General features: G+C 62.4%; 13 protein-coding genes. 8 read left to right on the forward strand and 5 right to left on the reverse strand.

The features are described 5' to 3' along the window. Window positions 1-55 precede the first annotated feature (55 nt). Both ACA072_RS12900 and ACA072_RS12905 read right to left on the reverse strand, forming a co-directional pair. Window positions 56-793, reverse strand: a complete 738-nt coding sequence (locus ACA072_RS12900; RefSeq protein ID WP_497624641.1) for a TorF family putative porin — start codon at window positions 791-793, stop codon at window positions 56-58. A gap of 108 nt (window positions 794-901) precedes the next feature. Further along, a complete protein-coding gene (locus ACA072_RS12905) occupies window positions 902-2644 on the reverse strand; it encodes an amidohydrolase (protein WP_497624642.1) in 1743 nt (580 codons plus the stop codon). 103 nt (window positions 2645-2747) lie between these two features. Here ACA072_RS12905 and ACA072_RS12910 point away from each other — a divergent pair, with 103 nt between their 5' ends. From ACA072_RS12910 to ACA072_RS12945, 8 genes are all read left to right on the forward strand, one after another. After that, window positions 2748-3683 (forward strand): LysR family transcriptional regulator, encoded by a 936-nt coding sequence (locus ACA072_RS12910; protein ID WP_497624643.1) that lies wholly within the window; start codon window positions 2748-2750, stop codon window positions 3681-3683. A gap of 140 nt (window positions 3684-3823) precedes the next feature. Next, the gene (gene lexA / locus ACA072_RS12915) at window positions 3824-4441 is read left to right on the forward strand and encodes a transcriptional repressor LexA (protein WP_497624644.1); all 618 of its coding nucleotides are present in this window, start codon (window positions 3824-3826) and stop codon (window positions 4439-4441) included. Beyond that, window positions 4441-5058, forward strand: a complete 618-nt coding sequence (imuA, locus tag ACA072_RS12920; RefSeq protein ID WP_033061610.1) for a translesion DNA synthesis-associated protein ImuA — start codon at window positions 4441-4443, stop codon at window positions 5056-5058. Before lexA ends, imuA begins: the two co-directional genes overlap by 1 nt. 7 nt (window positions 5059-5065) lie before the next feature. Beyond that, window positions 5066-6481, forward strand: a complete 1416-nt coding sequence (locus tag ACA072_RS12925; RefSeq protein ID WP_497624645.1) for a Y-family DNA polymerase — start codon at window positions 5066-5068, stop codon at window positions 6479-6481. Continuing rightward, window positions 6457-9555, forward strand: coding sequence for an error-prone DNA polymerase (locus ACA072_RS12930; protein WP_497624646.1), 3099 nt, complete (start codon window positions 6457-6459; stop codon window positions 9553-9555). Before ACA072_RS12925 ends, ACA072_RS12930 begins: the two co-directional genes overlap by 25 nt. Before the next feature lie 328 nt (window positions 9556-9883). Next, window positions 9884-10558, forward strand: coding sequence for a CsgG/HfaB family protein (locus ACA072_RS12935; protein ID WP_497624980.1), 675 nt, complete (start codon window positions 9884-9886; stop codon window positions 10556-10558). A gap of 60 nt (window positions 10559-10618) precedes the next feature. After that, window positions 10619-10960 (forward strand): DUF4810 domain-containing protein, encoded by a 342-nt coding sequence (locus tag ACA072_RS12940; RefSeq protein ID WP_370654478.1) that lies wholly within the window; start codon window positions 10619-10621, stop codon window positions 10958-10960. Then, a complete protein-coding gene (locus tag ACA072_RS12945; protein WP_497624647.1) occupies window positions 10957-11616 on the forward strand; it encodes a DUF799 domain-containing protein in 660 nt (219 codons plus the stop codon). Before ACA072_RS12940 ends, ACA072_RS12945 begins: the two co-directional genes overlap by 4 nt. Window positions 11617-11663: 47 nt before the next feature. Here the strand turns inward: ACA072_RS12945 and ACA072_RS12950 are convergent, their stop codons facing one another. From ACA072_RS12950 to ACA072_RS12960, 3 genes are read right to left on the reverse strand one after another with little or no spacing between them, the layout of a single operon-like run. After that, entirely contained in the window at window positions 11664-12326 is a 663-nt protein-coding gene (locus ACA072_RS12950; RefSeq protein ID WP_497624648.1) for a flavin reductase family protein, read from the reverse strand. 12 nt (window positions 12327-12338) lie between these two features. Further along, window positions 12339-13826 carry an amidohydrolase family protein gene (locus tag ACA072_RS12955; RefSeq protein ID WP_497624649.1) on the reverse strand — a complete coding sequence of 496 codons (1488 nt, stop codon included), beginning with the start codon at window positions 13824-13826 and terminating at the stop codon, window positions 12339-12341. Next, window positions 13823-15019, reverse strand: coding sequence for an amidohydrolase family protein (locus ACA072_RS12960; protein ID WP_497624650.1), 1197 nt, complete (start codon window positions 15017-15019; stop codon window positions 13823-13825). Before ACA072_RS12960 ends, ACA072_RS12955 begins: the two co-directional genes overlap by 4 nt. Between the last annotated feature and the right edge of the window lie 38 nt (window positions 15020-15057).

The raw sequence follows: 15057 nt of genomic DNA on the forward strand, positions 1-15057 counted from the left end.
TCGTCTGGCCCACCGCCTTCGCGAGCAAGCCCGCTCCCACAGGGGGCAGTGGTTGTCAGAAGGATTTGCTGATGCTCGCTACCACCGTGGCGCTGCACACATCGTCGAAGCCCCAATTGCTGGTGCACTGGCTTTTCGACAGATCGGTATCGATGTAACTCAACCCCAGCATCACACCCGCCAGTTCATGCGTCAGTTTCACTTCCCATTCGCGGTACGAGTCTTCGGCTTCGCCCGACATCGCGTACAGGTGCGGATCCTTGAAGTCCATGTTGCCGTATCGCAGCTTCAAGCCTGTGTCGTAAGGCAACTCGGTTTCATAGCCAACGTAGCTGTAGAGCGAGCTTTGCTTGCTGTCGATGCCCGGCGCATCCGCCGAGTAATAGGCCGCCAGCTTCACGCCATAAGCGTTGAGGATGGCGTAGGTCTCGCCCTGGTTGAACTGGCTTTCCTTGGGGTAAGCGTATTTGAGATAGCCAAGGTCCAGGCTGATCGCATCGGTCGCTTGCCAGAGCCAGCCGGCGTAGTAATCGACTTCCTGTCGAGTCTTCAAACCACCGCCGAAATCGACGTTTGAACTCCATGCACCGAGGTACAGGCCGCTGCTGTGCGCCAAGGTCAAACCGGCCTGCACGGCGGGGTCGTTCTGGGTTTGGGAAATGCCGCGGGTGCGGTAGTCGCTGGCCAGGGTCAGGTCGACCAGCAGGGCAAAGTCATCATTCAAGGGCAGGGCCTGGGTGCTCAAGGGCAGCAGACTCAAGGATCCGAGGGCGAGCAGGGTGAAAGCTTTCATGGGGTGCGTCCCGTTATTGTGATTGTTATGGGCAGTTTTTTGCGGCAAGGCTGCGCCGAACCCCGGCGTATAACGCGAGGGGCGGGCAGGGGTTAATGCTGATTTTTCTTAGAGAGTCGGTGCGTAAACTTCGCGACCGGCGAACCAGGTTTGCAGCACCTGGGTGTCGTGCAGGGCTTTGTTGTCGACGCTGAACACGTCGCGGTCCAGCACGATGAAATCGGCCTGCTTGCCAGGGCTCAACGAACCGATCTGCTTCTCCAGGCCGATGGTGCGCGCAGCGTTCAGGGTGTAGGCGTAGAACATCGTTTCGCGATCGATGCGTTCATCAGCATTGAGCACACCCAGCGGACCTTCGCGGGTGATGGCCTGGGCCATGGCGTTCCACGGATTCGGAGAGGACACCGCCCAGTCACTGGCACCGGCGATGGTTGCGCCCTGTTTGAGCAGCGAATGCGCTGGGTACTGATAGCGGAAGGCAAGCGCGCTGACGTATGGCTTGATCATGTCCAGGGTGTACTCGTCGGCGCTGGCCCACAGCAGTTGCATCGAGGCGATGACGTTGAGCGGCTTGAACCGCGCGAACTCTTTCGGATTGACCATTTGCAGGTGGGTGATCGAGTGGGTCACGCCGCTCTGACGATCCTTGCGCGCCTGGGCGATGCCGTTCAACGACTCACGCACTGCGCGGTCGCCGATGGCGTGGATGTGCACCAGCCAGCCACGCTGATCGATGGCGCTGACCAGTTCACCAAAATGCTTCGGATCGATCAGGAGTTCACCCTGTTTGTGCGAGTTGCTGTACGGATCGATCATCGCCGCGCTCTGCGCCGGGTATTCGATCACGCCGTCGGCGAAGATCTTGATACCGGGCAATGTCAGGTTCGGGATGCCCTGGAATTGCTGGCGGACCTTGTCCAGAGTATCGAGATCGGCCGGCACACTTTTCGAATTGGCCACCAGCAGCGCGGCGACGTGGGCGCTCATGCCGCCGCTTTCGGCCAGCGCCTTGTACACCGGCAGCACACCGACGGTCTTCTCTGTGGGTTTGAGCGCGAACACCGGCTCGCCGGGCGCGGCGTTGGCGGCGGGGTCCATCCACGCGGTGATGCCCAGGCTGTTGTTGTAGCGCACGGCGGATTGCGCGGCTTTCAACATGTCGGCGGCGCTCGGCACCGGCATCTTCGAGGCGACGCGATCCCAACCGGCGTCCACCAGGAAACCGTTGGGGCTGCCGTCGGCGAGTTTGCCGATGGTGTCTTTCTCGGCGTCCGGCAATGACTTGAGCAGCGCCGCATCAATCCCGGCGCGTTCGAGCATCACGTTGTTGGCCCACGCGGTGTGGTGATCGCTGCCGGTGAACACCACGGGCACCTTGGCCCATTCGCCACTGTTGAATTTCTTGCCGAAGGCTTCGGCCTGGGCCCAATAAGTCGAACTCATGCCGGCCACGCTCAACACATCGCCATGCCTCGCCTTGCCGTCATCGCGCCAGGCTTTCAGGCGTTTCTCCAGTTCGTCGAGGTCGACCACCTCGTCTTCCATGTTGGCCGAGACCATTTCCAGGCCGCCGAAAACCGCGTGGGAATGGCTGTCGATCAGGCCGGGCATCAGGGCTTTTCCGCCGAGGTCGACGACTTTGGTGCCCGAGTCGATCAGGGCCTTGATCTGCGCATCGCTGCCGACTTGCAGCACCTTGCCGTCCTGTACCGCCAGCGCCTGCACCTTCGGTTGGGCGCGGTCGGCGGTGAAAATCTTGCCATTGATCAGCACCAGATCGGCCGCTGCCATGGCTTCCATCGAGGCAAAACTGACGGCGGCCATCAATAGATTCGGGATGAATCTTTTCATTGAATGTTTCCTTGTTATTGCGTCTGATGGCCAGATTAGTGGCTTGTCACGGCCAGCAGAACGCCTCGCTCACGAAAAACGTTTTTGCCTGAATGGAAAAAGAATGGACAAGTTGGGTGCATTGAAAATGTTCGTGGTCACGGCGCAGCTGGGTAGTTTCAGCCGTGCCGCCGAGCAACTGGGCAAGACCCCGTCGGCCCTGACCAAAGCGGTCAATCATCTGGAAGCGGAGCTCGGCGCCCGGTTGTTCGAGCGCAGCACCCGGCGGATATTGCTGACCGAATCGGGGCGTCTTTATCTGGAGACCGCGCGCCAAGTCTTGCAGCGGCTGGAGGAGGCCGGCGAGGAAATCGAGCAGTTGCAGCATGGCCTGCGCGGCAACCTGAAAATCACCGCGCCGCTGGCGTACGGTCAGGCTTTTCTCGATCAGGTGTGCGGCGGTTTTCTGGAGCAATACCCGCAGATCAACCTGCAAGTGGACCTGTGCGATGAGTTCGTCAATCTGCTGGAAAGCGGCTACGACCTGGCGTTGCGCGAGGGGCATGACGACTTGCCGGGGTTGATTGCTCGCGTTGTCGGCAGCAATCGGCTGGCGTTGTGCGCCAGCCCGGCGTATCTGGCGCGCAAGGCGGTGCCGGTGACTCCGTACACCCTCGATGACCACGAATGGCTGCTCTATTGGCATCCGTTGCTCAGCCGCGAATTCTGGTGGGCCGAGCGCGACGGCCAGCGTTTGTGCCTGCCGCTAACGCAGTCGCCACGGTTGCGCAGCGACAATTACGACCTGTTGCTGGCCAATGCGCTGGCCGGGCGCGGCTTGCTGCACACGCCGTTGTGGAGTGCCGCGCCGTATCTGGCCGATGGCAGGCTGGTGCGGGTGATGGCCGATTACGCCATCGATCCGGACAGCTTCGGCTCGTACATCCTGGCGGTGTACCCCAGTCATCGGCGGGCAACTGCGAAAGTGCTGGCTTTCATCGATTACATCGCAGGGTTTCTGGTGTCTCGTGGCTTGAATGACGACGTGGTTTCCCTGTAGGAGCTGTCGAGTGAAACGAGGCTGCGATCTTTTGATCTTGATCTTTAAAAGCAACGTCAAAAGATCGCAGCCTCGTTTCACTCGACAGCTCCTACACGTCGTCTGCAAATCCTTGCCAGGAAAATGCCGAAAGAGTACAAATGTACTCCATGACGACTCTAACCCCCCGCCGTACCGCCATCCTGACCTTTATCCGCGATCGAATCGCGGAGCACGGTCAGTCCCCGAGCCTCGCTGAAATCAGCGAGGCGTTTGGTTTCGCCTCCCGCAGCGTGGCGCGCAAGCATGTGCTGGCGCTGACCGAGGCCGGTTTTATCGAGGTCAACCCGCATCAGGCCCGGGGCATTCGTTTGCTCGGGCAACCGGCGCGGCCCGAGTTGCTGGACATCCCGGTACTCGGTCGGGTGGCGGCGGGTGCGCCGATCGGAGCCGATGCCGAGGTACACAGCCGCTTGCTGCTCGATCCGTCGATCTTCTCGCGGGTGCCGGACTACATGCTGCGGGTCCAGGGTGATTCGATGATCGAGGACGGCATTCTCGACGGCGATCTGGTGGGCGTGCACCGCAATCCCGAGGCGCTCAATGGCCAGATTGTCGTGGCGCGGCTCGACGGCGAAGTCACCATCAAGCGTTTCGAGCGGGTCGGCGACCTTGTCCGGTTGCTGCCGCGCAACCCGGCCTATAAGCCGATCATCGTCGAGGCCAGTCAGGACCTGGCCATCGAAGGGGTGTTCTGCGGTCTGGTGAGGCAAGGGTGATGGGCGCCGTTGTTGCGTTGGACACGCTGTTCAATGGCGGCCAGGTCTGGAAGGGCCGGCCTGCGCCACCGGCTGTCAGCCCGCAACCCACCGGGCATGCCGCGCTGGACGCGGCGTTGCCCACGGGCGGTTGGCCGGAAGCGGCATTGACGGAAATCCTCCTGGCCGGGCAGGGCGTAGGTGAGTTGCAACTGGTGTGGCCGGCGCTGGCGCGGCTGTCGGCAGCGGGTGAACGTATCGTGCTGGTGGCACCGCCTTACGTGCCGTATCCCCAGGCCTGGCAGAACGCCGGGGTCGATTTGCGCCAGTTGTCGATCATCCAGGCCAGCGAGCGCGATGCACTGTGGGCAGCGGAACAATGCCTGCGTTCGGGCAGTTGCGGTGCGGTGCTGTGCTGGCCGCACAAGGCTGATGACCGGGCGCTGCGGCGCTTGCAGGTGGCGGCGGAAACCGGCTCGACCCTGGCGTTTGCTTACCGCTCGATCAACGAAGCCATCAACCCATCGCCTGCGGCCCTGCGTATCGCCATCGATGCCAGGCCTGCGCAATTGCGCGTGCTCAAGTGTCGGGGCGGGTTGGCCCGTTCGGCGCCGATTGCCTTTCCCGTGGGGCATTGAGGTTGCCATGCGCTGGGTCTGCATTCTCTTCCCGCAATTGGCGCTGGACGCGGTACTGCGTCAGCGCCCGGATCCCGATGAACCGTTGGCGCTGCTGACCGGCCCGGCGCAGCGTCGGGTGCTGCAAGCGGTCAACGCTCCGGCGCGGGCGCTGGGCTTGCGTCCGGGCCAGTCGATGACCGCCGCCCAAGCCTTGAGCAAAGGCTTTGTCACGGCCGAATACGACGTCGCCGAGATCGAACACTGGCAGCAGTTCCTGGCGGCGTGGGCCTATCGCTTCAGCTCTCAGGTCAGCGTGCATTACCCGCGTGCCGTGGTGTTTGAGATTGAATCCAGCCTGGGGTTGTTCGGGCCCTGGCCGCAGTTCGAGGCGCGGTTGCGCGCTGAACTCGGTGAGCTGGGCTTTCGTCATCGGATCGTCGCCGCGCCCAACCCGGTGGCCGCGCGGGTGTTGGCCAACGTGTATGACGGTCTGGTGGTGCCGGACGATCAAGCCTTGCGGTATCACCTGGGGCAGTTGCCCGTCGACCGGGTTGCCCTGGAGCCGGCGGTGGCCACGGCGTTGTCGCGCATGGGGTTGCGCACCTTGAGTCAGGTGCAGGCGTTGCCGCGCAATAGCCTGGCGCGACGTTTCGAGGCGCAGGTGCTCAAGCACCTGGATGCCTTGTTCGGTGAGCGGCGGCTGGCGCTGGCGTTCTACCTGCCACCGGACCGGTTTGATGTGCGCATCGAGCTCAACTTCGATGTGCAATCCCATCAGGCGCTGCTGTTTCCATTACGTCGCTTGACCGGCGATCTGTCGGCATTCCTCTGCGGCCGGGACAGTGGCGTGCAGCGTTTCGACCTGCACCTGGAACATGCAGGTTTACCGGACTCGGTGATCAAGGTCGGCCTGCTGAGCGCCGAGCGCGATCCGGCGATGCTCTTCGAACTGGCCCGGGGGCGGCTGGAACAGGTCCAGGTCGCGGCCCCGGTGCGCGGTTTCCGGCTGCGCGCCGAAGACCTGCCGAGCTTCGTCCCGCAGCGTCAGGAACTGTTCGACGACCGTCCGCAGCAGTCCTTGCCCTGGGAGCAACTGCGCGAACGCCTGCGCGCGCGGCTTGGGGATGAGGCGGTGCATGGCTTGCGCTTCCAGGCCGATCACCGGCCAGAGTGCGCGTGGCAGGCGCGGGCCGACAGTCAACTGTGTGCGGGATTGGCGGGCGTGCAGCGTCCGGGCTGGTTGCTGACGGAGCCGCAGGCCGTACATGAAGGCTCGACGCGGATCCTCATGGGGCCGGAGCGCATCGAGTCCGGCTGGTGGGATGGCGACGACGTGCGCCGCGATTACTACTTGATCGAAACCCGTTCCGGCCAGCAGGGCTGGGCCTACCGGGCGGTGGGCGAGGGCGGCCCGTTGTGGCTGCAAGGCTGGTTCGCATGAGCGTCGAGTATGCGGAGCTGCACTGCCTGTCGAACTTCAGTTTCCAGCGCGGTGCTTCTAGTGCCCTTGAGTTGTTTCAACGGGCGAAAAAGCACGGCTATCAAGCGCTGGCGATCACCGATGAATGCACACTGGCCGGCATCGTCCGCGCCTGGCAAGCGGCCAAGTCGGTGGAGCTGCCGCTGATCATCGGCAGTGAAATACGCATCGAGGACGGTCCGAAACTGGTGCTGCTGGTGGAAAACCTTGAGGGGTACCAGACCCTGTGCCGGCTGATTACCCGAGCGCGACGTCGTACGCAGAAAGGCCAGTATCAGGTGCTGCGTGAGGACTTCAGCGAACCGATGCCGGGGCTGTTGGCGTTGTGGGTGCCGGACACGGTCGATGAGGTGGCCAGCGGTCACTGGCTGAAACAGACGTTCAGCGATTGCCTGTGGCTGGCGGTGCAGTTGCATCGAGGTCAGGACGACACCCGGCGACTGGACGCACTGCTGACCCTGGCGCGGGAACTGCGGATTCCAGCGGTGGCCAGTGGCGATGTGCACATGCACACCCGTGGGCGGCGCGCCTTGCAGGACACCATGACCGCGATCCGTCATCACCTGCCGGTGGCCGAGGCCGGATTGCGCCTGCATCCGAACGGCGAGCGGCATGTGCGCAGCCTCGATGCTTTGCAATCGATCTACCCGCAAGCACTGCTCGACGAAACGCTGATGATCGCCCGGCGCTGCACTTTCGACCTCGGCCAGTTGCGTTATCAGTATCCTCGCGAGCTGGTGCCGGAAGGCCAGACGGCCACGTCCTGGCTGCGGCATCTGACGGACGAGGGGATCGCGTGGCGCTGGCCAGACGGTCCGCAAGCCAAGGTGCTGGTGCAGATCGACAAGGAACTGGAACTGATCGCCGAGCTGGGCTATGAAAGCTACTTCCTCACGGTTCACGACATTGTGCGGTTCGCCCGCGCGCAAGAAATCCTCTGTCAGGGCCGTGGTTCTGCCGCGAACTCGGCAGTGTGTTTCGCCTTGGGCATCACGGAAATCGACCCGGATCGCACCACGCTGTTGTTCGAACGCTTTCTCTCCAAAGAACGCAATGAACCGCCGGACATCGACGTCGATTTCGAACACGAACGTCGCGAAGAAGTCTTGCAGTACGTGTTCCAGCGTTATGGCCGGACCCGCGCCGCGCTCACGGCGGTGGTCAGCACCTATCACGCGGCCGGGGCGGTGCGTGACGTGGCCAAGGCCTTGGGGTTACCGCCGGATCAGATCAACGCGTTGGCCGATTGCTGTGGCCACTGGAGCGATGCAACGCCCCCCGTGGAACGCCTGCTTGAAGGCGGTTTCGACCCCGAGAGCCCGGTGCTGCGCCGGGTGCTGAGTTTGACCGGGCAACTGATCGGTTTCCCCCGACATCTGTCCCAGCACCCCGGCGGTTTCGTGATTTCCGAGCAGCCGCTGGACACTCTGGTGCCAGTGGAAAACGCCGCCATGGCCGAGCGCACCATCATTCAATGGGACAAGGACGATCTCGATGCGGTGGGGTTGCTCAAGGTGGATATTCTGGCGTTGGGCATGCTCAGCGCGATCCGCCGCTGTTTTGATCTGCTGCGCCGTCATCGCAATCAGGACTTGAGCCTGGCGACGATCCCGGCCGAAGACTCGCTGACCTACGACATGATCGGCCGTGCCGACACCATTGGCGTGTTCCAGATCGAGTCCAGGGCGCAAATGTCGATGCTGCCCAGACTCAAGCCCCGCGAGTTCTATGACCTGGTGATTGAGGTGGCCATCGTCCGTCCGGGGCCGATTCAGGGCGGGATGGTGCACCCGTATCTGCGCCGCCGGAACAAGGAAGAGCCCGAAACCTATCCCTCACCGGAACTGGAAGTCGTGCTCAAACGAACTTTGGGTGTGCCGCTGTTCCAGGAGCAGGTGATGCAGATTGCGATTGTCGCCGCCGACTACAGCCCCGGCGAGGCCGATCAGTTGCGTCGCTCCATGGCGGCCTGGAAACGCCACGGCGGACTGGAGCCGCACAAGGATCGGCTGGCCGCCGGAATGAAGAAAAACGGCTACACGGCCGAGTTCGCCGCGCAGATCTTCGAACAGATCAAGGGCTTCGGCAGCTACGGTTTTCCCGAGTCCCACGCTGCCAGTTTCGCCTTGTTGACCTACGCCAGTTGCTGGTTGAAATGCCATGAGCCTGCGGCCTTCGCCTGTGCCCTGATCAACAGCTGGCCCATGGGCTTCTACAGCCCGGACCAGATTCTGCAGGACGCGCGTCGGCATCATTTGCAGATTCGCCCGGTGGACGTGCGCGCCAGTGACTGGGATTGCAGCCTGGAACCGATCACCGGCGCGCAACCGGCGATTCGCATGGGGCTGCGGATGATCAAGGGCTTTCGCGAGGACGATGCCCGGCGCATCGAAGCGGCGAGGGCGAAGGGGGTATTTGTCGACATCGCCGACCTGGGCGAGCGTGCGCGGCTTGATGCCCGCGCCCAGGAGCAACTGGCCGATGCCGGTGCGCTGCGTGGCCTGGCCGGTGACCGTCATCGGGCGCGCTGGGAAGTGGCGGGGGTGCACAAGCAGCTCGGGTTGTTTGCCGGTTTGCCGAGCCAGGAAGAACCTGCGATCTATCTGCCCAAACCCACGGTGGGCGAAGATTTGCTGGCCGACTACAACAGTGTCGGCACCACCCTCGGTCCGCATCCGCTGGCGTTGCTGCGCGGTGAATTGAAAGCCCGACGTTGCCGCAGTTCGAAAGAACTGATGGAAGTCGAACACGGGCGCCCGGTCAGCGTCGCCGGGCTGGTCACCGGTCGGCAACGGCCGGGCACGGCCAGTGGCGTGACCTTCGTCACCCTGGAAGACGAGTTCGGCAACATCAACGTCATCGTCTGGCGCGACCTCGCCGACCGGCAGCGAAAGGTCCTCGTCGGCTCGCAGTTGCTCAAGGTCGATGGCCGCTGGGAAAAGGAAGGCGAGGTGCGGCACCTGATTGCCGGACGCTTGAGCGACCTGAGCCCCTTGCTGGACGGCATCAGCGTGCGCAGCCGCGATTTCCGCTGATCCCAACCACTGAACGTCACTGATCATTCCCACGCTCCGCGTGGGAATGCAGCCATGGACGCTCCGCGTCCCCGCTGTGACGCAGAGCGTCACGGGAGGCATTCCCACGCGGAGCGTGGGAACGATCAAGCGTTGGTCAAAGATCTGGCGTCATAAAAAATTTAACACTGTTCTCAGTGATGGCACTTTGGCATAATGCCGGCCGCCGACGTCCCGCACGTCGATTATCGATTCGATTCCCCCTCGCTTTTTCGCCGCTGCCCCCCGCAGCGGTTGGCTATGGCCGTGCCGGGATAAACCGTTTTTTCAGAAGGAATGCACAGTGAGAATGATCTCTCGGATGTTGGTATCGGCGGCAGCGCTTGCCCTTTTGGGCGGCATGGCCGGTTGCGCCACCGAAAGCTCGCGCGCCTTGCCGGTCGCAAAAGTCGAAAGCGCCAGCGTGGCCTATGCCGGTGTTCGCGTGCCCATGGCGGTCGGCAAGTTCGACAACCGTTCGAGCTACATGCGCGGAATCTTCTCCGACGGCGTGGATCGCCTCGGCGGCCAGGCCAAGACCATCCTGATCACTCACTTGCAGCAGACCAACCGCTTCAGCGTGCTGGACCGCGACAACATGGGCGAGATCCAGCAGGAAGCCGCGATCAAGGGCCAGTCCCAGCGCCTCAAGGGTGCAGACTTTGTGGTCACCGGTGATGTCACCGAGTTCGGCCGCAAAGAGACCGGCGACCATCAGCTGTTCGGCATTCTTGGTCGCGGCAAGACCCAGGTGGCCTACGCCAAGGTCAACCTGAACATCGTCAACATCAGCACCTCCGAAGTGGTTTATTCGACTCAGGGCGCAGGCGAGTATGCCTTGTCCAACCGTGAAATCATCGGCTTCGGTGGCACCGCGGCCTACGATTCGACCCTCAACGGCAAAGTGCTCGACCTGGCCATGCGCGAGGCGATCAATCGTCTGGTGGACGGTATGAACGCCGGGGCATGGAAACCGGGTAACTGATCAAGGTCGATGACAAGGAGCGGTAAAAGCATGTTCAAGACATATGTGTCGTGGGCGCTGATGGCGTCGACATTGCTGGTCAGTGGCCTGTTGGCCGGTTGCGCAGGCCCGAAAACCCTTTACCAGTGGGAAAGCTACCAGCCTGAGGTCTATGAGTACTTCAAGGGCGAAGAACCCAAGGAAGCTCAGGCCGAAGCGCTGGAGCGTGACCTGCAGAAGATCAAGTCCACCGGCAAGACGCCGCCGCCTGGCTACCACGCTCACCTGGGTCTGTTGTACCTGAGCATGGGCAAGGACGATCAGATGGTGCAGCAGTTCAGGACCGAGAAAACCCTGTTTCCCGAGTCGACGCCGTACATGGATTTCCTGCTTAAAAACGCCAAGACCGGAGACACCCAATGATCGCGCGCTCATTGAAACTGATGGCCGGGTTGCTTGCTCTGGCGGTACTCGGTGGCTGCGTCAAGCCCAAGACCGTGGACTATTCGGCGTACAAGCAAGCCCGTCCGAAAACCATTCTGGTGCTGCCGCCGCTGAACAATTCGCCGGACGTCAAGGCGTCCTACAGCATGTTGTCGCAGGTCACGTACCCGCTGGCGGAGGCCGGTTACTACGTGCTGCCGATCACCCTGGTCGATGAGACATTCCGCCAGAACGGCCTGACCACACCGGCGGACATTCACCAGGCACCGGCCAACAAGCTGCAGGAAATTTTCGGTGCCGATGCGGCGCTGTACATCACCGTGACCGATTACGGCACGCGCTACTTGATCATCAGCAGTGAAACTGTGGTAACCGCCACCGCGAAACTGGTGGACCTCAAGAGCGGCACCACCCTGTGGACCGGCTCGGCCCGGGCGTCGAGCGAAGAGGGCGGCAACAACGGTGGCGGTGGTCTGGTTGGCATGCTGATTACGGCAGCGGTCAAGCAAGTGATCAACAGCTCCACCGACGCCGGCCACCCGATTGCCGGTGTGACCAGTGCGCGACTGTTGTCGGCCGGGCAACCCGCGGGCTTGCTGTACGGACCGCGCTCGCCGAAATACGGTACTGACTGAACCCCGTGAGATCGTTCCCACGCTCTGCGTGGGAACGATCATCTGTTCTACTTGGTGGCAGGCCAAAACCGCTCCCCACCCCCAGGCGCCTCCGTCCACGCCTGCAACGACCGCGTTGGCAAATCAAAATAATCCCGGGTTCGTGCATAACCATGCCCACCCATGCGCCCGATCGCATCCAGCCCCAACTGATCGATGTACAAGGTTTTCGGGTCGATCAATTCGTCCCGCACATGCGCCATCAACACTTCCCCAAAAATAATCTCCCGCGACTGTCCGATGGACAGTGCCATCATCCGCCGACACTCCAACGCCACCGGCGCCTCGCCGATGCGCGGGCATTTGACCGTGGTGCCGGCAATTGCGGTAAGCCCCGCCGCCGTCAGTTCATCGAAGCCAGGCGCGAAGGGCACCGCGCACACATTCATCGCCTCCACCAGCGCATCGCTGACGATGTTGACGGTGAATTCCTGATTGAGCTGGATGTTGCGGGTCGTGTCCTTGGGGCTTTGATCGCCGTAGTTCTCCACGCCCAGCGCGAGGATCGGCGGGTCGGCGGACAGCGCATTGAAAAAGCTGAACGGCGCGGCATTGATCCGGCCTTCGCCGTCGATGGTGGTGACCAGCGCAATTGGCCGTGGCACGACGCTGCCGATCAGAATCTTGTATTTGTCCCGCGCACTCATTTTGCTGAAGTCGAAGCTTTGCATAGGCAGACATCTCTAAAGAAGGGGATCGATCGCGCTCAGCGGCGCGTGTGCGCTGTAGTCGTCGGCGAACGGAATGGCCGGTTTGAACAGGGTTTTCCAGTCCGGTCGGCCAAAGGCCCGGTCGCTGTGGCTGCGCATCAGTTTTTCGAATTGTTGTTGGGACTGGCGTTGCAGGGCGGGGTAATCGATGCCCTGAATCTGACCGTCCTGCATGACGCAGCGGCCGTCGATGTAACTGGCGATGCAGTCGTCGCCGCGCCCGGCCAGCACCAGGTTTTTCAGTGGATCGAACAACGGCCCCAGGTGCAAACCGCGAAGGCTGAACACCGTGATGTCAGCCTTCGCTCCCGGCGCCAGACGGCCGAGGTCGTCGCGGCCCAAGGCTTTGGCGCCGCCGAGCGTAGCGGCGTTGTACATGTCCAGCGTGCTGGTCAGAGCGCTGCCGCCCTCCATCAAGCGAGCGATGTTCAATCCTTGGCGCATGTTCTCCAGCAAATCCGCCGGCCAGGTGTCGGTGCCCAAGGCGAAGTTGATGCCCTTGGCCCGATAACGACCAAAGGAATTCAGCGCCTCACCGTCGCGGGCAAACACCACCGGGCAATGCACCAGACTGGCGCCGCCATCCACCACACGTTGCAGATCGTCATCGCCTGAGGTGTAAATGCCGTGGGGGAGCAGGCTGCGCGGGGTCAGCAGGTCCAGTTGCTGCAACCAGCGCAACGGCGACGCACCGCGCAGTTGCTCGACCATCGCCACCTCACTCAACCCTTGGCAGCAATGCAGACGCATCGGCGCGTTCAATTCGCGACTCAGCGCGGCGGTGCGTTGCAGCAATGCCGGGGTGCAAGTCTGGATTCTGTCCGGCAACAACGCACCACGAATCAAACCCTCATGCGTACCCTCGAAATCATGGAAAAACTGAACAGCGGCGTCCAGCCCGGCCATTCCCCGCGCTTCATCCCAGTGATGCCCGAGGCTGCCATCGGCGCGCCAATAACTCATGCCGCTCATGTAGCAGGGGCCGAGATACGTCCGCAGCCCTAACTCGGCAGCTACACCCGCCACAGCAGCAAATTCGTCGTAGGTCTCGGCCCACTCGCGGTAATACATCGAGGTGATCGGCATGGCGGTGGTGATGCCGTTGCGGATCAGTTGAGTGAAGGCGTAGCGGTATTTGAAGACTTCTTCGTCGGGGTTGAAACTCTCGCGCGGACCGGCCGCCAGAGAGTCTTCGGACCACATCCGGCCCATGTGGCGTTCATCGCCGTTGTCCAGCGTCAGCACCGTGGAATCCAGATCGCCCAGCGCATCCAGATCGATGAAGCCCGGGCCGATCAGTGCGTTGCCGTAGTCGATCCATTGATCCACTGGCCCGCCATAACCACGGCCGACAAACTCAATGCGCGAACCTTCGAACACCACTTCGCCGTCGCGCCACAGCACGTGCTGCGTGCCGTCGAAACCGACCACGCAACTGGCCTTCAGTCCGATGCGTTTCACAAGCGGCTTTCCAGCAGGCGACCACCAGAGGCGATCAACTCACCGCCGCGATAAACCTGGCGCACCGGTCGTGAAACCACGGCTTCTCCCAATGTCTGCACTGGCATCAGCAGGAAGTCCGCCGGGTGACCGATCTCCAGCCCATAACCTTCACAGCCCAGCGCCCGGGCGCCGTTCACCGTTGCCGCTTCGAACGCTGCCGCCAGCTCCTCGTCCTTGTTCAAATCAAAACGGAACGCCAACAGCATCGCCCGTTCCAGCATGTCGCCGTTGCCCATGGGCGACCAGGCATCGCGAATGCCGTCCGAGCCGAGGCAGACATTCACGCCTGTTTCGCGCAACGCGAGAAACGGCGGCACAGCGCAATCGGCCGGCGCCGAACTCATCAGCGAAATCCCCAGCGCCGCCAAGCGTTCGGCCACCGGTTTGACCTGACTCCATGGCAACATCCCCAGGCAGTAAGCATGGCTGATCATCACTCGGCCCTGACGCCCGAAACGCTCGGTGTAGTCGGCAATCAACGCGATTTGCCACAGGCCCAGTTCACCTTTGTCGTGCAGGTGAATGTCGACGCCACGGTCGAATTCGCTGGCCAGCTTGAACACGAAATCGAGTTGGGCGACGGGGTCGTTGTCGATGCCGCACGGGTCGAGGCCGCCGACGTTTTCCACGCCCAGCGCCATGGCGTCGCGCATCAGTTCGGCGGTGCCGGGACGGCTGATCAGGCCGGTTTGCGGGAACACCACCAGTTGCAGGTCGATCAGGTCGCGGTAGCGTTCGCGCAGTTGTTGCATGGCTTCGACATGGCGCAGGCCGAATTCCGGGTCGATGTCGACGTGGCAGCGCATCGTCAGCGAGCCACGGGCGATGCAGTTTTCCAGCAGCGCGCCAGCGCGTTGGGCGATGGGCGCGTCGACTTCACGCAGGACGCGGCGCTCGTTGGCGATGTAGTCCTTGAGCGTCGCCCCGGCGCTGTTCGGGCGCCAGGGTTGGCCCCAGAGGGTTTTGTCGAGGTGGACATGGCTTTCCACCAGGGCCGGGGTCAGGAGCTGGTGTTGACCGTCGATGTCGGTGGCGGTCAGTGACGCGCTGGAGGCCGGGCGCCGTTGTTTGAACACGCCATTCTCAATCAGCAAATCTTCGGCGGTGGAACCGTAGGGCCGCACGTTGCGTAGCCAGCGGGATTGGGTCATCTAAACCTCGAATTCTGTGTTGTTTGGGAGGGCCTCAT

It is taken from the genome of Pseudomonas sp. LBUM1656 (genome assembly GCF_059716065.1).

Excerpts from the sequence above, each read along its gene's own strand:
- ACA072_RS12910 (WP_497624643.1), top strand. The coding sequence starts at position 2,748 with ATGGACAAGTTGGGTGCATTGAAAATGTTCGTGGTCACGGCGCAGCTG.
- ACA072_RS12950 (WP_497624648.1), bottom strand. The coding sequence starts at position 12,326 with ATGCAAAGCTTCGACTTCAGCAAAATGAGTGCGCGGGACAAATACAAG.
- ACA072_RS12935 (WP_497624980.1), top strand. The coding sequence starts at position 9,884 with ATGATCTCTCGGATGTTGGTATCGGCGGCAGCGCTTGCCCTTTTGGGC.
- ACA072_RS12960 (WP_497624650.1), bottom strand. The coding sequence starts at position 15,019 with ATGACCCAATCCCGCTGGCTACGCAACGTGCGGCCCTACGGTTCCACC.
- ACA072_RS12905 (WP_497624642.1), bottom strand. The coding sequence starts at position 2,644 with ATGAAAAGATTCATCCCGAATCTATTGATGGCCGCCGTCAGTTTTGCC.
- ACA072_RS12940 (WP_370654478.1), top strand. The coding sequence starts at position 10,619 with ATGGCGTCGACATTGCTGGTCAGTGGCCTGTTGGCCGGTTGCGCAGGC.
- ACA072_RS12900 (WP_497624641.1), bottom strand. The coding sequence starts at position 793 with ATGAAAGCTTTCACCCTGCTCGCCCTCGGATCCTTGAGTCTGCTGCCC.
- ACA072_RS12925 (WP_497624645.1), top strand. The coding sequence starts at position 5,066 with ATGCGCTGGGTCTGCATTCTCTTCCCGCAATTGGCGCTGGACGCGGTA.
- lexA (WP_497624644.1), top strand. The coding sequence starts at position 3,824 with ATGTACTCCATGACGACTCTAACCCCCCGCCGTACCGCCATCCTGACC.
- imuA (WP_033061610.1), top strand. The coding sequence starts at position 4,441 with ATGGGCGCCGTTGTTGCGTTGGACACGCTGTTCAATGGCGGCCAGGTC.
- ACA072_RS12945 (WP_497624647.1), top strand. The coding sequence starts at position 10,957 with ATGATCGCGCGCTCATTGAAACTGATGGCCGGGTTGCTTGCTCTGGCG.